General features: G+C 45.6%; 21 protein-coding genes and 1 pseudogene. 15 read left to right on the forward strand and 7 right to left on the reverse strand.

Going from position 1 to position 19,993, the window contains the following annotated elements; genetic code table 11:
• Positions 1–276: 276 nt before the first annotated feature.
• Both ACFS25_RS27485 and ACFS25_RS27490 read right to left on the reverse strand, forming a co-directional pair.
• The gene (locus ACFS25_RS27485; protein WP_381507739.1) at positions 277–966 is read right to left on the reverse strand and encodes a response regulator transcription factor; all 690 of its coding nucleotides are present in this window, start codon (positions 964–966) and stop codon (positions 277–279) included.
• Complete coding sequence (locus ACFS25_RS27490) at positions 963–2,429, reverse strand: sensor histidine kinase (protein ID WP_381507741.1); 1,467 nt, start codon at positions 2,427–2,429, stop codon at positions 963–965. Before ACFS25_RS27490 ends, ACFS25_RS27485 begins: the two co-directional genes overlap by 4 nt.
• 124 nt (positions 2,430–2,553) lie before the next feature.
• Between ACFS25_RS27490 and ACFS25_RS27495 the strand changes: the two genes are divergently transcribed.
• Positions 2,554–3,741: a redoxin family protein gene (locus ACFS25_RS27495; RefSeq protein WP_381507743.1), complete on the forward strand. Its 1,188-nt coding sequence runs from the start codon at positions 2,554–2,556 to the stop codon at positions 3,739–3,741.
• 418 nt (positions 3,742–4,159) lie between these two features.
• Here the strand turns inward: ACFS25_RS27495 and ACFS25_RS27500 are convergent, their stop codons facing one another.
• Positions 4,160–4,516: a winged helix-turn-helix transcriptional regulator gene (locus ACFS25_RS27500; RefSeq protein WP_381507745.1), complete on the reverse strand. Its 357-nt coding sequence runs from the start codon at positions 4,514–4,516 to the stop codon at positions 4,160–4,162.
• Between the two features lie 101 nt (positions 4,517–4,617).
• Between ACFS25_RS27500 and ACFS25_RS27505 the strand changes: the two genes are divergently transcribed.
• Entirely contained in the window at positions 4,618–5,361 is a 744-nt protein-coding gene (locus tag ACFS25_RS27505) for an SDR family oxidoreductase (RefSeq protein ID WP_381507747.1), read from the forward strand.
• 450 nt (positions 5,362–5,811) lie between these two features.
• Here the strand turns inward: ACFS25_RS27505 and ACFS25_RS27510 are convergent, their stop codons facing one another.
• Positions 5,812–6,336: a DinB family protein gene (locus ACFS25_RS27510; protein WP_381507749.1), complete on the reverse strand. Its 525-nt coding sequence runs from the start codon at positions 6,334–6,336 to the stop codon at positions 5,812–5,814.
• Between the two features lie 406 nt (positions 6,337–6,742).
• On the opposite strand from ACFS25_RS27510, the gene ACFS25_RS27515 reads away from it, so the two are divergent.
• Positions 6,743–7,081 (forward strand): PadR family transcriptional regulator, encoded by a 339-nt coding sequence (locus ACFS25_RS27515; protein ID WP_381507751.1) that lies wholly within the window; start codon positions 6,743–6,745, stop codon positions 7,079–7,081.
• Positions 7,069–9,672, forward strand: a complete 2,604-nt coding sequence (locus tag ACFS25_RS27520; RefSeq protein WP_381507753.1) for an ABC transporter permease — start codon at positions 7,069–7,071, stop codon at positions 9,670–9,672. Before ACFS25_RS27515 ends, ACFS25_RS27520 begins: the two co-directional genes overlap by 13 nt.
• Before the next feature lie 229 nt (positions 9,673–9,901).
• On the opposite strand, the gene ACFS25_RS27525 is transcribed toward ACFS25_RS27520, so the two are convergent.
• On the reverse strand, positions 9,902–10,171 hold the full coding sequence (locus tag ACFS25_RS27525; protein WP_381507755.1) for a helix-turn-helix domain-containing protein: 270 nt from the start codon (positions 10,169–10,171) through the stop codon (positions 9,902–9,904).
• Positions 10,172–10,230: 59 nt separating this feature from the next.
• Positions 10,231–10,956 (reverse strand): hypothetical protein, encoded by a 726-nt coding sequence (locus tag ACFS25_RS27530; RefSeq protein WP_381507757.1) that lies wholly within the window; start codon positions 10,954–10,956, stop codon positions 10,231–10,233.
• A 646-nt stretch (positions 10,957–11,602) separates the two neighbouring features.
• Here ACFS25_RS27530 and ACFS25_RS27535 point away from each other — a divergent pair.
• The 8 genes and pseudogenes from ACFS25_RS27535 (at position 11,603) to ACFS25_RS27570 (ending at position 18,834) form a co-directional block, all read left to right on the forward strand.
• Entirely contained in the window at positions 11,603–12,721 is a 1,119-nt protein-coding gene (locus ACFS25_RS27535) for a replication initiation protein (RefSeq protein WP_381507758.1), read from the forward strand.
• A gap of 187 nt (positions 12,722–12,908) precedes the next feature.
• On the forward strand, positions 12,909–13,094 hold the full coding sequence (locus ACFS25_RS27540; protein ID WP_381507759.1) for a hypothetical protein: 186 nt from the start codon (positions 12,909–12,911) through the stop codon (positions 13,092–13,094).
• A 140-nt stretch (positions 13,095–13,234) separates the two neighbouring features.
• Positions 13,235–14,458, forward strand: a pseudogene (locus ACFS25_RS27545) (DUF6371 domain-containing protein).
• Positions 14,459–14,848: 390 nt separating this feature from the next.
• Positions 14,849–15,502, forward strand: a complete 654-nt coding sequence (locus ACFS25_RS27550) for a hypothetical protein (protein ID WP_381507762.1) — start codon at positions 14,849–14,851, stop codon at positions 15,500–15,502.
• 139 nt (positions 15,503–15,641) lie between these two features.
• Positions 15,642–16,280 (forward strand): hypothetical protein, encoded by a 639-nt coding sequence (locus ACFS25_RS27555; RefSeq protein ID WP_381507763.1) that lies wholly within the window; start codon positions 15,642–15,644, stop codon positions 16,278–16,280.
• Between the two features lie 107 nt (positions 16,281–16,387).
• The gene (locus ACFS25_RS27560; RefSeq protein WP_381507766.1) at positions 16,388–16,975 is read left to right on the forward strand and encodes an outer membrane beta-barrel protein; all 588 of its coding nucleotides are present in this window, start codon (positions 16,388–16,390) and stop codon (positions 16,973–16,975) included.
• A 494-nt stretch (positions 16,976–17,469) separates the two neighbouring features.
• A complete protein-coding gene (locus ACFS25_RS27565; protein ID WP_381507768.1) occupies positions 17,470–18,045 on the forward strand; it encodes an energy transducer TonB in 576 nt (191 codons plus the stop codon).
• Between the two features lie 363 nt (positions 18,046–18,408).
• Positions 18,409–18,834 (forward strand): hypothetical protein, encoded by a 426-nt coding sequence (locus tag ACFS25_RS27570; RefSeq protein ID WP_381507771.1) that lies wholly within the window; start codon positions 18,409–18,411, stop codon positions 18,832–18,834.
• Positions 18,835–18,906: 72 nt separating this feature from the next.
• Here the strand turns inward: ACFS25_RS27570 and ACFS25_RS27575 are convergent, their stop codons facing one another.
• Positions 18,907–19,050 (reverse strand): hypothetical protein, encoded by a 144-nt coding sequence (locus tag ACFS25_RS27575; protein ID WP_381507779.1) that lies wholly within the window; start codon positions 19,048–19,050, stop codon positions 18,907–18,909.
• Between ACFS25_RS27575 and ACFS25_RS27580 the strand changes: the two genes are divergently transcribed.
• From ACFS25_RS27580 to ACFS25_RS27590, 3 genes are all read left to right on the forward strand, one after another.
• Entirely contained in the window at positions 19,025–19,126 is a 102-nt protein-coding gene (locus tag ACFS25_RS27580; RefSeq protein WP_381507774.1) for a hypothetical protein, read from the forward strand. The two genes, ACFS25_RS27575 and ACFS25_RS27580, sit on opposite strands and share 26 nt — an antisense overlap.
• A gap of 289 nt (positions 19,127–19,415) precedes the next feature.
• Entirely contained in the window at positions 19,416–19,802 is a 387-nt protein-coding gene (locus ACFS25_RS27585) for an IS3 family transposase (protein WP_381507776.1), read from the forward strand.
• The coding region (locus tag ACFS25_RS27590) for a DDE-type integrase/transposase/recombinase (RefSeq protein ID WP_381507777.1) at positions 19,771–19,993 on the forward strand (223 nt) is incomplete at its 3' end. The genes ACFS25_RS27585 and ACFS25_RS27590, both read left to right, overlap by 32 nt.

Consider the following 19,993-nt stretch of genomic DNA (forward strand, 5'->3'; position numbering starts at 1 on the left):
GACCACTAGCCTATACAGGATGAACAACCGATATGGGAAGCGGAGTTGTGCAACAGCCACGCTCTTTTTGTGATGCGGCAAGACGCTGCCTGCACCTATAGCCAATAGCTGATTTCATGTCTATAACTCTAGACGACGGATTGTCCATCCGGCGAAAAGGTCGTTTTAGTAAAAAGACCTTTTCGCATTAAAATAAAAATCAAGTTGATAATAAACCTTTCATCAAGGCCTAAGTTAGTAGCGCAATCGAGAATAATGCTGACCATCTTGGTTCAATCAGCAAATCAACTTATAGCCTACTCCTCTCAGGTTGACAATTTCGATAGAACAATCCGCCTTCAGGTGCTTACGCAACTTGGTAATAAAGACGTCCATCGTACGAGCGTTGTAGATATTATCGTCTCCCCACAGCATTAACAGAACCTGTTTTCGAGCCAAGACCTGATTTCTGTGGCCGTACAGCAATTGCAGGAGTTGAGTTTCCCGGTGAGACAATCGAATGTCTTTCTGGTTTGGAAACAGCAGCGTTTGTGTGTGAGGAACGAACTGATATTGACCAATAGCCAGTGTCGTTTCAACCGCCGGAACGGGGTTAATATTCCTCCGCAGCAACTCATTAACCCGCAAAAACAGTTCGTCAAGGCTGAATGGTTTTTTCAGGTAATCATTACCCCCGCTACTATATCCTTCAATGACATCTTTATCTGCTACACGGGCGGTTAGGAAAAGTACAGGAACCTGACTGTTCAACGACCGTATCTGCTTTACCAGCGTAAACCCGTCGATCTGAGGTAACATGACATCAACAATACACAACGAAAAGGTCTCTTGCCCAAACAGACGAAACGCATTTCGGCCATCGCCAACCTGGGTAACCTGGTAGCTGCGTTGCTCTAAACTGTCCTTGATGACCTTGGCCAGAAAGGGTTCATCTTCAACCAGTAGAATGTGGGTTGACTCCATCATAGCAAAGGCAGCTTAATGGTAAACTGGCTACCTGTTGGCTCATTAGCACCAACGGTGACTGAACCCCGGTGTTGTCGGAGCACCTTATTGACGTAACTCAGCCCTAGTCCATGGCCTTTCACATCATGCACATTCCCCTGGGGTACCCGGAAGAAAGGGTCAAATACTCTGGTTCGATATTCAGTGGGTATGCCCACCCCGTTATCGGCAAACCTGATCTCCACCCAGCGGTTTGTGGCCATCAGGCTAATGGTGAGCCGAAGATTAGGGGATGCGTACTTCAGCGCATTGTCGATTATGTTGGTGAATACCGTTAACAAACTAATGGCTTCGCCGAATACCAGTAAGGCTTCCTGGGGCGCTTCACAGGTAATTGTAGCCTGTTGATCGGCAAACCGGATTGCCATATCCCCGATCGCTTTATCGATCAACCCACGTAGCTCAACGGGTTGCCAGTTTTGGGTAGAACCTGCCACTAACCGATTGGCGTCTAAAATCCGGGCCGTCAGGTTCGTCAATTTCTCCGTCTGATAACCGATAATATCCAGATATTCTTGCTGTCTACCCGGCTCATAATCAAACGTCTTCAAAGCCTCGGCTGTGATCTTAATGGAGGAAAGCGGGGTGTTCAGTTCATGGGTCATGTTGTTGATGAAATCATCTTTCAACCCGGCCAGTTTATGCTGCGATAGCAATGTCCTGGCCGTATAGCCGAAGCAAATCAGACAAACGGCGATCAGACCAAAGGTGGACAAAATGACCCACTTCATCGTCTTAAGGAAGTAGCTGTCAGGGCTTTCAAAAGTAGCCCGTACCAGTTCTTTTTGATAAGGCCTGCGGAAATCAGCATTGACCGGTTGGGTCAGGAAAACACGACCGGAGGTATCCCGTGTATTCAGGCTAAAGGAAGTCCTGATAGCCTTCGACAGGAGGATCTTTCGGTAAATGCTATCCAGGCTGTGCAACCGCACACGACTTTTGTCAAAAGCTTTGGTTAAGCGGTCACCTAAACGAGGAGTATAGTAATAGACTGTCCCTTTTTTTAAATCACTTTTGACTATCCTATCGCCAAAGTGGTCGATGAGTATCTGCTTGGCTTCGGGCGTTATATGCTTTAGTTTGGCTTTGAAGTCTGTTATGCCAAACGATGGCCCCTTACTCCCCGGAAATTTTGGATACCGGTCGTTAATGTGAAAGACTGTATTGCTATCGCGATTCTTGGTGTCGCAGGTAATACGAATAAATGATGTATCCGCCAGCCAGCCTTTGACTTGATCGACCAGTTGCTGGTGACGTTGGTCCATTTCCAATTCAACCGCCGTGTTCAGCGACTCGTTTATATCCCGCTCAAAGGTGTAGGCTGTGCTTCGGTAATTCTGATAATTCCAGAACAGTTGTAGTCCGATTATGCCAATAACGCACAACGACATGAGCACCAGTATCCAATGAATGTGCTTTTTCATCGGACTAAAATTACACCGCCTTCGGCTTAATCGGCAGGGCGTTAACACTAATTAAGAGAGCTTAACAGCGATTAACCATTGAGAGCAGCTTTTTGTGAGACTTTTGTATGCAAACATAAAACACATGAAAAAGCTGATTGTATTCCTGTTGCTTACCGCTCACTGGGGTTTTGCTCAGCCCCAAAATGGGCAGCCAGTACCCAATATAGCGTTCAATACGGTATTGAACGCACCCGTAAATGCAACTACTTTGGAGCAATTAAAGGGTAAGATTGTCCTGATCGAGTTCTGGGCCACCTGGTGCGGTTCATGCTTAGAAGCGATGCCCCATCTAAAGCAGTTGCAGCAAAAATACCCCCAGACCGTACAGATCATCACTGTAACCAACGAAACACCTAAACGCACCAAGCAGTACCTAACCTCTCGTCCTTCCAATCTATGGTTCGCAGTAGATTCGAGCCAATCAATTGCGGGTATTTTCCCTCACCAGCTTATCCCTCATACGGTTTTAATTGGCCCTGATGGAAACCTGATCGCTCAAACGATGCCGAAGTCGATTACGAATGGTGTGATCGATAGTCTACTGAATCAACAGCGTACCCATCTTCCCCAAAAAATAGACAATTCCCTAACCTACGAGGAAATACTAAAAACATACTTCGATGCAGCGGATACCGTACGAAATCGGTTTGTCATGCAAGCTGAGATCAAAGGGTCACCGGGCCTTCATACAACTCATCTCAATGATTCTGTCTTCAAAAACCGTCGCCTGACGTGTCTGAACCTGCCGTTGACAACGCTGTATATGATTGCCTACGGTAACTTCCCTTATAAACGAACTATAGATAAAACCGGCAGCACCAATGCAGCTCCGGTCTATTGTCTTGATCTGATTGTACCCAATCAGGATCAGTTACTACCTGCTTTGCGAAGAGAGCTATCCAGCCGATTTGATATGCAAATCAAAGTAGATCCTCTGTTAAAAGAGGTAAACCTTTTACGAATAACGGATCAGGCGAAATTCAATCGAATCCCCCGAAATAAATCCGGCCAGCGCACCTACTACTCGCGTCATGGCGAGATTGATCAACATGCCCTAACGATGGCTGATTTCGCGGACTATTTAGAGACGTACGGAGTAGGTAAATCGTTGGTCATTGATGAAACACGAAATTCAGAAAAGTTAGATATTAAGTTTTCCTTTCAACCTGAAGATCCTAAAAGCCTCCTTGCTATTCTCTCCGAAATGGGTTTGTCGTTAGTAAAGGAACAGCGAAAAGTTGACATGCTCGTCTTGTATAATCCGCAATGAATGGCTTAAAAAGAAGTTCATAGTTTGCTCATAGACGAATTTTCAGGCATCAACAATTGCTCACAACCGCTTTGTCACTCAATCCTAAAATCGTCGCGCAATCCAGCATGATGCTGGGTAGTTGCCAGATCAAAGGCAAGACCTGTTTACATTCAGTCTTTAAACAAGTCTATTTTTAATTTAATCATGCAGTAATTGGTGAGAATTCTCACCAATTACTGTTTCCTACCCGAAAGTACTTAATTGGCTTCGTCTCATATAAAGCTCCCATTTGAGACGAAGGTAGTTACATGTACCTGCTCCTTAAATAAGGCCTTTTTAGAAGCGATAAGCTAAACCGATGTTCAGCCCCAACTGTTAGCAAAGGCTGTGCCCACTCAGATTGGTAACAGTGACTAGGCTAAATGGCCACTACCGACTACTTCCCCGTAATCACTCTACGGTGTTCAGTGCCCCAATCTGCCAGGTTGTCAATGATGACCTGCAGTGTTTTTCCATACTCAGTAAGTTGATACAGAACGCTTACCGGTTGCGTATCCAACACTATGCGCTTCACCAGTTTGTTCATTTCTAAGGCCTTCAACTCCTGGCTCAACATCTTGTTTGAGATGCCATCTATATCCGTCAGAATGTCAGAAAACCGGCGCTGATTATGATAGCAGATAGACGAAATAATTGAAATTTTCCATTTCCCGTTCAGCACATCCATCGCATCGTGAACGGCCATAATCTGCTTTTTCTTCGTCGTACTAGGTCGACAAGGGTTGTCTGTCATAAGTTACCTGGTTACCCAAAAGTTACTGTTACTTTTAGTTACAAAGTTACTAAATGCAACTCTACCAGTCTACATTTGCCCCTCGAAAAATCAATGTAAACATGAATTTCACAAACAAAAATGTAGTCATCACCGGCGGAAGTACTGGCATTGGCTTTGCCACGGCTAAAGCATTTATCGACGCAGGAGCGAAGGTGTGGATCACCAGCCGAAGTGCGGAAAATTTGCAAACAGCAGCCTCACTCATTGATAGCCCTAACCTACAAACCCTTGTTTCGGATACGTCTAGTCTAGAAGGAATTGCGGTGCTGGAACAGGATGTTGATCAGAGTGGGACTAAGATCGATGTTCTTTTTTTGAACGCCGGTATTGCCGTATTTGCCCCCATTGCATCGGCCACAGAAACTGATTTTGATGCCCAATTCAATACCAATGTAAAAGGGTATTACTTCACCTTGCAGAAGATGATTCCGCACCTGCAAGAAGGCGCATCCGTTATTTTCACCTCGTCAACGGTGGCTACCGCTGCCAATTCGGGCGCCAGTATTTACTCGGCCACGAAGGGTGCGGTTAACAAAATAGCCCAGATAGCGGCCAACGAACTGGCTGATCGAAAGATACGGGTGAACCTGCTTAGCCCCGGTCCGGTAGAAACCCCTGGTTTTGACAAAGCCACCTTAGGCATGCCCAAAGAAGCTTTCTCATCGATTACAGCCCTGCAACGGATGGGTCGGCCGGAGGAGATTGCTAAAACGGTGCTGTTTTTAGCCAGTGAGGATGCCAGCTTTATTACAGGCACCGAACTGGTAGCCGATGGCGGTTATCTTACTTACGCTACCAAATAGACAGCACCATTCATTTTAGACTGGTGACTTCATCTTTTTTGGGAAAGTATTCAATCAACTTCTTGGATACCACTGAAAAACCTGCTCGTTTCGAAGCAGGTTTTTCAGTAAGAGAGCCTTAGTGCTACCACGGGCACCTTCCTTGGGGTACCTTTACCGTTGCGCCAGGCCGCTGGAGCAGTCATTTGCCTTTATTCTGTATAACACGAATCGAGCAGTTCCATGAACCCGGCTTCGTCTCTTACGAAAAGAAGCCGGGTTCATGGAACTGGATCTTTGTATTTGGGAAAATACCCTTCGTCGTTGAAACATTCGTCCAGTTGAGGCATACCCATATGCTACTAACTGGCATTAACAGTTGTAAAAAAAAATTGTCCCAGAAAACGCTCCCAATTGAGACGAAGCAATTATTGTGTGCCTGTTTCTTAAATGGCAAGGCCTACGATTCGGTCATCTCGCTAAGCGTAGGCCGAAATCATGGCGCTCATCCACCACCCGCTTAATAAGCCCAATCTGACCACAGTGGTACATGGTGTGCTTGATATTCCAATCAACGGCCTCTCGTTTTGTGGTAGCGATTGGATGAGGAGTAGGGGTGGGTTCTAGCGGATTGTCTAGTTCTGAAGTTTCCAGAGTCGCTAGGATAGCCAACGACTTTTGTTGCATGAAATGCAAGTCAGCTATCAATTTAACTGAATCTACTTTACCTACTGACAAGGAAGGGCCTGATACGGTGAACCACTCACTATAGTCTCGGATTGGAAGCTGCTGGAGTATATCCATCTGGTGCCCCTGAATGACCATAATCGAATGGAAGTACTGACTGATAATCAAATGCCCAAGCTGCCAATCAATACTTGATTCTACGATGGGGGGAATGATACTCCACTTGTCAAGCGGTACTGGATCAACCAGCTTATTCGTCCATTGATACGCATTGGCGGTTTGATTGATTAACATCTGGATTTCAGTCATCGGTCGTAAACGGGTTTGGCTTAGATAAAACGATGTTGCACTCTTGTGGGCTAAGTTATTGCAAGTATCCCAATAACAATGGGTATGTCTATTCAGCGATCAGATTTTTGAGTTGTTAACGTGAAGAGTCGGTCAAAAGGGTCATCCTAGACCGACTCACAAAAACGCTCCTAAATGAGACGAAGGAGCGTTCATGTATATGCTTCTTAATTGGGGCGTTTGGGTAAACATTGGACTTTGTCCGTTTCTGCACCAGAGTTTGTCCGTTTCTGGACAAAACCTCACCGGCTAAATACTCATTATCCCCTATTGGACTTAACTAGCCACTTTCTAAAGTTTGGTCAGGTATTTGTACGGCTAATGCTATACTAATCACTACAGCATTAGCCAACCGGCGCTTTTCGCGATGAAACGAACTTTTTTGGGGGAATTAGAGGAAATAGTTTTACTGACCGTCGCGGCTCTGCAAGAAGGGGCCTACTGTGCGGCGATCACCCAAACGATTGACCAGCAAATGGGCCGGAGCATCAGCTTTCCTACGGTCCACACTACGTTACAGCGGTTGGAAGAGAAAGGCTTCGTCACTTCTCAGATGGGCGGAGCCACCAGCGAGCGGGGAGGCCGACAAAAACGGCTCTTCACCGTTACCGGAGCGGGTCAGCGAGCCCTGGTTGAGTGTCGACAAGTTAGGGCCCAACTTTGGGAGCAGATTCCAATCCCAGTCCTACAGCTATGGGGCGTTTAACCAGCCGTAAGGAAGGCCATACAAAACCGCCAAGCTGGGCTACTTGGCTACTGAGCCGATTTAGCCCGCCTGGATTAGAGGATGAGCTACAAGGCGATTTGCTCGAAATGTACGCCTTCTGGATAAAAACCATTGGCATTAGGGGAGCTCGCTGGCGATATGCACTAGCCGTGCTGCGGCTGATACGCCCGTTCACTTGGTCAATAAGACAACAATCTGATTACTACTTTCAACTCTCTAGTTTACACCCGGATATGATTCGCAACTATCTCAAAATTGCCTGGCGAAGCCTGTTAAGAAACCGCTTACTGAGCACCATCAACGTCGTTGGCCTGGCGTTAGGTATGTCCTGTAGTTTAGTGATCTGGCTCTGGGTTAACGACGAACTACGCGTCAACCGGGGCTTCCCCGATGGAAACCGGGTTTATTTCGTACGGCAGACCAACGGCACTTATACTAATGAGTACACCCCAGGCCCACTCGCTGAAGCCCTCAAAAAGGATGTTCCTCAAGTAGAAAAAGCCACTAAGTTTTTGTCCTGGGCCAGCGATTACCTCATCCAGGTCGGCCCCAAATCAGCCAAGGCAAAAGGAATTTATGCCACGGCCGACTTCTTCGCCATTTTTCAGTACCCCATTCTGAACGGCAGTCCCAGCCAGGCTATTCAGTCGCCTAATACGATTGTCATCACCCGCTTGCTAGCCGAGGCTTATTTCGGCACGACTGACGCGGTAGGCCGTACGCTTCGACTCAACAATGACAAATACTACCGGGTTGGGGCCGTCATTGAAAATGTACCCAAAAGTTCAACCATTCAGTTTGATTGGGTCGTCAACTTTGGGGTGGCCGAAGAAGACTGGATGAAAGTTTGGGGTAACAACTCCTTTCAGACCTATGTCAAACTGCGGACCAATACCAGCCAGGCGCAGGCCGAAGCCAGCATGAAAGGGTTACTAAAGCACTACCAAGCCGACGCTACCGATGAGCCGATTCTGCAATCAATCGGTGATGTGTATCTGTATGGAGACTATGCCAATGGGAAGCCGGTAGGTGGCCGCATCGGTTACGTACGCACCTTTGGTTTGGTCGCTTTGCTTATCTTACTGGTCGCCTGCGTTAATTACATGAACTTAGCCACCGCCCGGTCAGTCTTGCGCACTAAGGAGGTTGGCATTCGAAAAGTAGTAGGTGCTCGTCGGTCGTCGCTGGCGAGCCAGTTTCTGGGCGAAGCGGCTCTGATCAGTGGGATCTCGGCCCTGCTGGCGCTTGGCTTGGTTTATCTACTATTGCCAACCATCAATGAGCTCGTTGGTAAGCAATTAGTTATTGACCTGGCTGCGCCGGCGTTCTGGAGCATCCTGCTCCTGCTAATGGGTATTACTAGTCTGGTATCCGGTAGTTATCCAGCTCTATTTCTGTCGGCCATGCAACCCATCTTGGTGCTCAAAGGATCTGGGTCAATGGTAGCCGGGGGAAGCCGGTTCCGGAAACTGCTGGTGGTCTTTCAGTTTTCACTTGCCCTGTTTCTCATCGTTGGCATGATCGTTATCGGTCGCCAAATGCAGTACGTACGCACGAAGCATTTAGGGTTGGACCGCGAGAACCTGATTCGGGTGCCGATCGAAGGCAACCTCTTATCAAAAATGGAAACGTTTCGGCAGGAGCTGCAACGCTCCGGGGCCATTGAGGCCATAACGACGAGTGGCGAAGTACCAGTCCAGATTGGGAGTAGTGGCATGACCAATGACATGATCTGGCCCGGTAAAGACCCGGCATTGAAAGAGGTGATATATACCATGAAAGTAGGGTACGACTTCACCAAAACGCTGAAGATTCGCCTCCTGGCGGGCCGTGACCTGACGTCCGCTGACAGCGGAGCCTATTACCTGGTCAATGAGTCGGCGGTCAAGCTAATGAAATTAAAAAATCCGGTGGATACCGAAATAAGTTTCCAAATTGGTAAGGGGCGCATTGTTGGCGTCATGCAGGACTTCCACCTGAACTCCCTGCACGAGCCGATCCGGCCGTTGATCCTGAGTTTATACCCCAAATGGACGAATCATTTCTTAATCCGAACCCACCTTGGTCGGCTTGAAGAGGCCCTTCGGCTGACAGAACAAACGGTGAAACGACTTAATCCGGGTTACCCCTTTTCCTACCATTTCGTTAATGAGGACTACGAAGCGATGTACCGGAGCGAAACGCTAGTGAACACCCTCATTAACCACTTTGGCGTGTTGGCGATTATCATTTCCTGCTTAGGTCTGTTTGGCCTGGCAACCTTCACCGCTGAGCAACGTACGAAAGAAATCGGCGTTCGTAAAGTATTGGGTGCGTCCGTAGCGAGCATCGTGGGGTTGCTCTCCACAGATTTTTTGAAGCTGGTTTTCATTGCCCTTCTGATCGCATCACCTGTCGCCTGGTACACCATGAACCAGTGGTTACAGAACTTTGCCTACAAGATCGACATCGAGTGGTGGGTCTTCGGGCTGGCGGGTTTGCTGGCCATGGGCATCGCGCTAGTAACCGTAAGCTTTCAGAGTGTCAAAGCCGCCCTGATGAATCCGGTAAAGTCATTGAGAAACGAATAATGGTGAGGTAAACTAAGAAAGGACAATTATGAGTTAACCCCTTAAGCAAACCCAAACAGATTTTACAACGGTTAACTTACTTAATCTCAAGAAAGGCTCTATTCCTGGGACGGCTATAATTATGGTAAACGGTCCGCCGTGGCGGTCGGAAATTTGCCCTCTTTGTTTGGTTATGCCCTATAGGGCGCATAAACATTAAGTAACGTAGACCAACTAATTAGAGCCTGACTTACTCGCTAGGTTTATTCGATTCACTTGAGGCTTCTGGCATTAACTGTACAGCTGCGGCCATTAATGTCAGGAAAGAGGTATCCAATTTAACTGCTAAATCCCAAACTACCGGCAAGCTCGGGTTTCTTAGTCCTCCCTCGATCTGGGAGATGTAAGAGCGATCTAATCCACTCTCATAAGCCAGATCATCTTGCGTCCATCCTTTTTTCAGCCGTGCTTGTTTAACCGCCCTTCCAAATGCCACTGATATAGGACTCACCTTTGTCATAGAACGGCAAAGATAATTGGCACTGAAGGCTCAAAAAGTGGCTTTAAGCCACTATGGGCTTATTCGATTGAACGGATGTAAAGCGATGACTTCCCATAGCTTACCTTTTCCGTATAGGTTTCCAGCTCACGGTCGATGAGCTTATTATCGTATGATACTGGCCGCGTGATAAATTTGGGATCTATAAAGATAATGTTGAGTCGCTCAATGGTGGACTGCCCATCAGTGGCCTGCACATGCTTTAGGAGATGATCATTGGCCGTGCCGGTTTTAGTTAGTTCGGCATCTTCAAAGAATCGGAACGAACAATACCAGTAGCGATAATAATGTTCGTAGTTGGAACTACAGAACTCAAATTTTTCGGGCGTTTGTCGAACGGCTCGTAACAGATTGTCAATATCCTGTAGTTTCTGTTGCTGGCCAGGCGTCAACTGATCCAAATAGGATTTTGTGTATAAATTATCCCTTTGTTCTTTCAAAATGGCCAGGGCTGATTCTATCCTAATACCCCGACTGATCTGGTATTTGTGCTTGTTGTAAAAGGTGAGCGATATGGCCGGACGCTCGAAGTTGACAAGCTTGAAGTTTTTATACGGCTTACCGGGCCGGTGGTACGGTCGAAACAGTTCCATATGTTCAGCCGGCACGAAGTAATACTCCAGATCGGATTCAGTGGGCATAGCGCTAACCTGGTGAACAACAGGTTGCAGCTCCGTTTTATAATGCTTTAATACTAAGCGGATTGCGGGCAGTGGAGCCAGATCGGATTGCTTGGCTTTAGCCATAATAGAATTTTTTAGCAAAAGTAGTATAACTATTTACCTATAAGGGAAATAGTTATAAATAAATTCTTTTTTTACCCTTTTATATAGTCAATATTAGCTTTTGATTTTTTTGATTTTATCAATATATGTTTTTGATTGATTTAGCATGCTTGTAACTTACTAACATTTAATAAGTTACAAGCATAAAAACAAGCTTTAGGCGGTACTATTACAAGTTTCAAGAGGGAGAAGGGTTATCAAAATACAAGTTTTAGGCGGTATTATTACAAGTTTTAGGTGGACATATTACAAGTTTTAAGCGGAGTTATAAAGGAAAACAAGTTTCAGGAGGGGTTATTACAAGTTTCAGGAGGGGTTTTCTAGAAAAACAAGTTTTAGGCGGTTCAATTACAAGGTCATGGAGGGGTTGATAACGAAAGCGATGATATGGTCTGTTTTAGGTTGAATTATCGCAAAATTTCGCTTTTATCCTCTAGTTTCTCCCATTTATCCCCTCGAAAGAAGGTTACATCTACGGCAAATTACAAGTTAAAGGCATAAGTTTTGGGAGAAAAACAAGTTTTAGGCGGTACTAAAAACAAATACTCTTTATTCATACTTGTTTTTATGAAGACCTTTCTAAATCTTTGTATAATCGCGCTGAGCTATGCAGAAAGAGGCTGACAATCAACTATCGCTTTTTAATCGTCATTCAACTAATTATCAGTCGAATGTCTTTACACTTTCCCGGCAGGAATATACCGAATTAGAGAAAAAGATTGTCATTCTAGTTGTTAATCAACTGGGTAATTTGGCTGTTCAAGGAAAGCTTCAGCCAGGCGTGAATATGGTGTTTAGCCTTCCTTATAGTGAGCTTACTAAGGACCATCATTCGCAAATTACTGCGGCAGCCGAAGGCTTATCGAAAAAGCGTATCTCCTATAAAGATGAACAACAAGGTGAATTTGTATTTGTTACCCCATTCCCTTTTGTTAAATCACAACTAATAAATAACAGGCGATATATAGAAATTAAAGTCTTAGCCGATGTTGTGCCCCACTTTGCTGCATTGGGTCAACGGTATACTAAATATGATTTAGATGTTATCTGGTCGCTTTCGTCTATTTATGCCATGCGCATGTTCGAGATTATGTCAATGCACCAGCACATTAAAAAGACCCGATTCACCTTTTCCGTTGATGAATTACGATATATTCTTAATTGCCCTGATACGTATCGTTACAATGACTTCCAGAAGTACGTACTTGAAGTAACGCAGCGTGAATTGAAGCAAAAAGCGAATATTCTTCTTGAATGGAAACCTTCGTTAAAAATTGGCAAACGGGTAGTTGAACTCGAATTCGAAATTAAAACCGAGCATCTACTAGCATCAGAAGGTGTCAAAGAAGATGCGCTTAGGCTCAGTACTATGTCACCCAATGAACTAGTGATAAAAGGGTATGAAGTCATGGCCCATTACCAGTTGAAACCATGGCAAAAGGATGCAGTAGTTACAGATATGCAACTGTTGGAAACCTTATTTAGGGTCCATTCGGAGTTTGTCAATGGCCTTCGTCCTGAGGTAAAAAATCGAAATAGATATTTAGCAAAATCATTAAGCTTAGACAAGTTGAGGGCTCCCAAGGCAACCAAAGCAGCAAACACTTTGCCGATAGGTCCACAACTGAATTTTATACAGTCAACGTCAAACGTTCGCGCTGCTGGTGCAGTCAAATCTATAGGTTCTTTAATTGGGGGTATGATACCTAGCAATGAATCCAAATAATTATCCAAAATAAACTGGTTACGTCAAGCTATTATAGGACTATAGGTACTGCGCTCGATCCGAAAAACACCCCAGGACTACCAGTACTGTTTCTCGAATTATCATCATTGCTACCGCTATTGGTACTGTACCTTTCGTTATTTTTGCTGATGCCACCCTGACCCAGTTAGACAGCGATAATGAACACTTGCTAAAACATACCGAACGTATAAAGCATCAGGTGCATGAGCGGTTAAATATCATCTTTATTGATCCCTACTACATCACTCGGCCTGTGCCCCAGGACAATAAATTCATTGACCGCGAGCTGGCCACCTATCCCGCCCAAATCCGACAGGGCATTACTACGCTATACATTCGCAAAACGGCCTAGCCAGAGGGATTAAGTTTAACCATTGGCTATGATAAGCGGTGGCTTATACATCAAAGAAACAAATACCGGCGACTCCTGGTCTAAATAACGAAAAAGGCCACCGGAAATTTAGTTGGAAACTAATCGGTAAATTTACCTCCATGCCGGCCAACACGTTTCGCTATCAGCTGCCCAAAAAAGCAGTCAAATCCGATTGTCCCAGTTGCGGTCCCAAACACCGCAAAACCTTGAGTCGCTATGTCGACACGCAAACAGGCGAACCCCTGCCCGACAGCTACGGCCGCTGCGATCGGGAAAGCAACTGTGGCTATCACCTCAATCCGTACCACAAAGGCCCGTCCGGTTTATCTTATGCTGAGCAGGTTAAGGCCCAGAATAGTATTGGCCCAATCTCCAAAGCCTGGTTTACCATGGCGGCCCGCCAAAAGCATCAGGGCATGATAAAACAGGACATCATTGCCCATCTAATGCAGGTGGAAGGAGCCAGGCTCGAGCAGGCCGAACGGGTGGCCGACTTCCTGTTTGACCAAGCATCGACATCGAACCGTCCCGTTGAGCCCGTACCGTTTACACCGACCCCTCAGATGGGTGAGCTGTGCACCATTCCCGAGGAGGTGTTTACCGGGTCGCTGGGCCAGTATGAACGCAACCAATTTGCCCGCTTGCTAAGTCGTCATTTTGGGAACACCCTGGCTGACGACCTGTTAAAGCGGTTCAACATTGGCACATCCGGACGCTGGCCGGGGGCCTGTGTGTTCTGGTATATCGATGAACGGCAACGCATACGGGGCGGTCAGATCAAACTGTTTGACGATACGTTTCATACCGTCAAATACGTGATCAAAGCGGGCGAAAAACGCAGTCGAACCACCTGGGTCCATTCCTCGTATGCCCGACGGTGTGATGAGTTGAACCAACCCTACCCAGCCTAGCTGACGGCCTACCTGGATGAGCGCAATGAGGTGCAAAAATCCCCTTGCCTATTCGGGTTACCCCAACTATTAACCGCCGATGCCCATCAGCCGGTTGCTATTGTAGAAGCGCCAAAAACGGCCATTATCAGTACGCCCTACTTTCCCGGATTTATTTGGATGGCCGTGGGCGCATTGTCGTATCTGAATGCGGACCGGTTAGCCCCGTTGCGAGGCCGACGAATTGAATTATTTCCTGATCTATCGAAAGATGGCCGGGCGTTTGATCGCTGGAACCGGGTGGCGGGTGAGTTGTTGGCTGATGGGTTTCAGATCACCGTATCGACCTATCTGGAAGATAATGCCACGGGCGACGAACGAGCCGCTGGTGCCGACTTAGCCGATTTATTACTCGAACAATGGCCTACTGACTCCGCCCAGTGGGAAGAGTAATTCGGACGCTTACTAGATGATTGTTGAGTAGGAGAGGGGTATAAGTCGGATAGGTTAGTTTAATAACGGTCAATACCAGTCAGTAACATACGCCTGTAGTTCGTTAAGGAAATAGTGGTAGATTGACCCTCTTTATGGCGAGTAAAGGACCGCTAAAAACGGCTTCTGAGTGGTCATAAGATTGGTGGCTGTTGCAAAAGTCGGAACAGGTTACGATTCTCCTTTTAACCCCTAGATTTTTAGACAAAATTTAGCAGAATCAGACTTCTATACCAGCTTGAATTAGTGTGTTTCAGACTTTTGCAACAGCCACTGCGATTATACAACAGGAAAATCCAACTATTTCTATTGATTTGAGGTCTTCTCAACAACCGAAGCTAAACTACGCTTATGAGTAAATACGTCCTGTTTCTCCTGCTTTCGCTGCCTCTCTCCTACCGGACAACATTTGCTCAAAAGTCAACCGCAGTACGTTTAATGAATCAAACAAAATGGGAAGTAGGAACTGACTTATTGTGGCTCATTAATAAAAATATTCTCCCTCGTTATGCCCTAACCGTCCGACGGAATGTTGGCACGCATGGAGCCATACGGATACGGGGTGGTGCGGATTCTTATGGGAGCGCAACTACTTCATATGATGTGCAGGAAAGTCGGGCGTATCAGATCCGACTGGGGTACGAATACCGGACTTTCTTAAACGATAATCACGCGTATATTTTTTATGGATTAGAAGCCCTTTATGCACACGATGTTGAATTTTTCTACGACTATACCCTTCCTACGACTAGTATTGGCTTATTAGCCGGAAACAGCCTTCAATACCCGCTTTGGAGAACGACCCAGGTGGAAAAAGGAGGAAGCGCCTTTTTTGGCTATAAGCGCTTTTTGAATGCTACGTTTTCCGTTTCGGTAGAATCCAGCTTTCAATACTCAATTTGGAATGACCATGTTCTGAGAAGTGGCCTTGGTGAAACGGATTATCATTCGGTAAATTACCGTGTGTTTCCCCTAACCACAGTCAATATCAGTGTTCACTTTTAGTTATACTTAACATAATTACTACATATACAACAGATTTAATTAACTTATTCGTCAGCCATATAATCGAAGGACACCTTAAGAGAAAATAGAGATGCGATTTTTTACTTTATTGGTAGGCCTTTGTTGCGCCTTTGAAACCGTGAATGCACAGGATAGTTCGTTTACAGTTGGACCGGTGATTGGTGTTGATCAATTTTTATCAGCCGATTCCCCACTGAATGACCCGGCTTCGATCACCCCCACCTATATTCGCTACAAGGCCGGATTTATGTATGGAGTTGAAGGCTCTTATCGAATAAATCGGCTACTCATTGATGCTCGCCTGTTGTCCACCAAACGAGTTTATCAAGTCATTAGCCAATACCAGTTTGGGTCTGGTCCCAACAGCACTACGTCAACAGGGGCGGTAGAAGTAGCCGCTCAGTATATTTCCCTGCCGCTAACAATTTCATATCGACTAAAAACAATCAAGCACATCCAACTATTTGCGGGTGGCGGAATCGTACCCGAATGGATCAATGGCTCATTCGCCCGCAAATCCTTTGATATCTACGGGAGTGGCCACTTTGTAAGGTTAGAGCCTGAAAAACCAGCCAAACCGTTTTCAGTAGGTGGTTGTTTGCAACTAACGGGTCGATATGATCTTGATGCGCGTTTTATCTTGCAAGTTCAACCGGCTTTCTATTATTTTTCTAAAGTAGGAACGCCTTTTGCGACTACCGACAATTCATCCTTTAGGGTATCAGCATCTGTTTGCTATCGGTTAAGTAATGACTGAAATGTCTAGGGAATATATAGTTCAAAAATAGGTTAATTCATATGCCTATGGGCTATCAATTCTGCCCTCACTGGCACACGCATTAACCTGTTAGCTTCAACTTACCTATGAAAACTATACTGATCTGGTTAGGATTAATCGGTTTATCTGTAGTAAACGCCTTCTCTCAGAGCCGAGTCTCGTTGGCACCTACTTATTGGTTCAATTATGGCAACTACGCTTATCAAACAGCAACGCTTCATGCCGATCCAGCCACGAAGCCCTATACGGTAGCCTCAGCACTGGGCTTGACTGCTCGTTATCACTTTAACGAAATGTGGAATGTTTCGTTAGGTGTCCTTTACAATAAAAACACCTCTCCTGTTATCACTCCCATGATGGATAAGGCTAATCTGATAACGAATTTCGTTCAACTGCCCACCTTCCTTAATTTCCGTTCCTCGACGCATCGACTAGCCCCTTATTTTTCAACGGGCGCCGTATTTCATATAAGTACAGTCGCCAGTCAACCGGTAAAATCTAGTCTGGTTCTAGGAGCAGGAGTAGACTACCGGATCAATGCTAAACTTTCCTGGCTTCTTCAACCCACTTACAGTTATTTGCTCTACAATCCTGCGGACACCACTTTTGAGCAATTTATTGATTACGAAGCGTATGCCTTTGGCGTGCAGACTCAATTCATCTGGCGTTTTTGATTTGACCAACAAAGTATGCCGTATTGAGACCCTTTCACTATTAGCCCTTGCGTACTTTTATGTGGTTTGGCCTGGATAAATCACTCCCTACTGCCACAAGTCCAGCTTGACTTGCTTATACATCCGTTACTTAATTCTGATTACTTGATATATTCCTAGTCTTAAACTTGTTTCAAGAATAAGCTTTCAGGCGGTTTAGAGCTAATCCTAATCACTTTACGTAATGCCAGTGGCTGTTGCAAAATCCTATGGCTGGGTTTTTGAGCCTGACAGATAACCCTATTTTGAATCGGTTATCATCGAAAACAACCGATTCAAGGTGATAATCAGTGTCTCTATCGACTTTTGCAACAGCCACCAACGTTATGTTAATAAATTATTCCAAGATCAATCACCCTATATAAGTAGCGAAGACAGTACCAATTGTCTTTTGAAAAGGGAATAAAAGGGGCCTTATATTATATTATAGTAATATCTGTAAATTGACCCTCTTTATGGCGAGTAAAGTACCTCTTGAATCGGCTTCTGAGCTATCACAAAAGAGATTATCAACAGTTCAACCCTCTATTTTCTCAATGAAATTTACATTCTTAGCCCTCTTCCTTCTCTTAGCTGAGACCTCATTTTGTCAGTCTGTTACTGACTCACTACTCTTACGGGATAATCAAGACTTTTTGATGTATACGCAGCGAAACGTACAATTTCCTCAAAATGCGATACGGAAGGGAGCAACAGCGAAAGTGTATGTTGGCTTCAAGCTAGACGAGCAAGGCATGATCCAAGATATTATCGTTCTAAATCCTCAGCCAACTAGTTATACTTTTGAAAAGGAGATTATTGCGACCTTCAAACGTCTGCCTAAACAAGCTTCTTCTTACCAAGGAGACTATGCACTAGTTTACAGCTTTGGCTATCGGAATGAACCAGAGAATTCTGTTCTAGCTACAAGTCTAGACCAAAAATTAATAGGCCATCGCCAGTTACTTCCTGAAGTTAAGTTAAGCGTATCAGTATCCCGTCCACAGCGACAAGCTTCAATAGCTAATATGTTCCAACTCTCTAGTAATTGACCTAATGGAGATTATACAACAGAAATAGCCGTCTTTCACGTTTTGGCACTATCTCATCTATCAACTTCAGCCATGGTACTTAGTGTCACTCTATTTATTAGCTCCAGGATAAAACGTTATAAATACTACCCCTTTTTACTACTCATTTTAGTGTTTGCTTCTCCCAAGCTGAAAGCTCAATATACCACTAAATCAAAACCTTTAATCGGAGTTAAGGCAGGAGTATTTGTGTCCAAGTATAAATTTAGCCAGTTTCCCCAAAGGCCACCGGTTCAAGTAGGAACCGGCACGTTCAACCAATACGGAACGTCCGTTTCAGGGTTTCAGCCAAACTATTCATTCAGTGTTTTCTATAAGAATAGTATGTCTAAAGCAACGTGGTTAGACGTAGAAATAGGTGTCCGAACGAAGGGATACATAAGTCAGTATAATACCCCAGGAGACACCCTATTCCGCCATGAAGTAGCCAATCGGTTCATTTCCTTATTTGCTACCGCATCCGTTCAGGTTGCGTTAACTCAATGGTGGTATGTGAAGCCCGGTGTTCGGGTAGATGCTTTAATTAGCAAAAGCACGAACCCTACTTTCGATTACTGGGTATCCAGATACACACCAGTTGAGTTTTCTCCCGTGTTAGCGACAGGTATTATTTTACCTAGAATAAATATAGAGTTAGAAGTCAATCCTGGCTTAATGAATCTAGTTGTTTTTCCGGCTAATTACAACGCTCAATCCTCAAGGCTTCGAAGTTTTACAGCTGGAGTAAATGTGGCTTATAAGCTTAGGTAAGCCCTAATTAGTCGTATTTTTTCTTCATGGAGTAATATGATATGGTCCTGAATACCCGGACACGAAACTTAGTTAACTTCGTGTACCATGAACCAATCCCAACGCCCCAAACGAAAGTATACCGCCGAATTTAACGGGGCCGCCCGCGCGGGCTGATGTGCTGCGGCTAGTTGCCAATGGTGAGCCCATCATGGCTGTAGCCCGCAAAATGGGCATTAGTGACAGCCTGATTCACGCTTGGCGGAAGACCAATGACAAAGCCGGGCCGCCGGTGCGGGGAAAAGAAAACTGATCAAAGTCTTCAACAAGAAGTCGATAGCCTACGTAAGCAACTGCGGCAAAGCGAGATGGAGCGCGAGATCCTAAAAAAAGCTGTTGCCATTTTCAGCCGACAAACCTGACGCTGACTTACCAGTTTATTCAGTTTGAAGAAACCAATTTTCCAGTACGACTACTCTGTAAAGTGCTGAATGTCAGCAAGACTGCATATTACTCATATCGTAATGGAACAACGTTCACTCCGTCAGATAGCGATCTAGCCATGACCACAGCAATCGACAAGATTTTCTGCGGGGCCGCCCGTGCGGGAAAACTCCCGACGCTATGGCAGCCGTCGCGTGCTGGAAGCTCTGAAAGAACAGGGTATAAGGGCTGGTCGACATCGGGTACGTCGTTTGATGCAAGAGCAGGACTGGCGAGCCATTCAGCCCCGTAGTTTCGTGCCCAAAACGACTAACTCCAGGCATGGTTTAATCGCTTGCCCCAACCGTTTAATCGAGTTTGGCAAACCTACTGCACCTAATCAGGCGTGGGTTGGCGATATTACGTATTTGCCTTTGGTTGATGGACATTGGGCTTATTTAGCTAGTTGGATGGATGGCACGGGCCACCCCGCTATTTTCTCGTCGGATCGTCGGTTGGTGGGTCGACAAGCACATGAAAGAAAGCCTAGTTGTGCAGGCCTTTGACCAGGCCCTTAAGCAACGTCAACCTAAGCCGGGTTTGATCGTCCACTCAGACCGAGGTGGTCAGTATTTCGGTCACCGTTTCCGAAAGCGGCTCGATAAATGGCACTGTAGGCAGAGCATGGCGGAAACAGATAATCCCTACCAAAACGCTCATGCCGAGTCTTTTTGGGGCCGCTTAAAAGCCGAGTTGC

The organism is Spirosoma flavum, from assembly GCF_042686045.1.
Taxonomy (GTDB): domain Bacteria; phylum Bacteroidota; class Bacteroidia; order Cytophagales; family Spirosomataceae; genus Spirosoma; species Spirosoma flavum.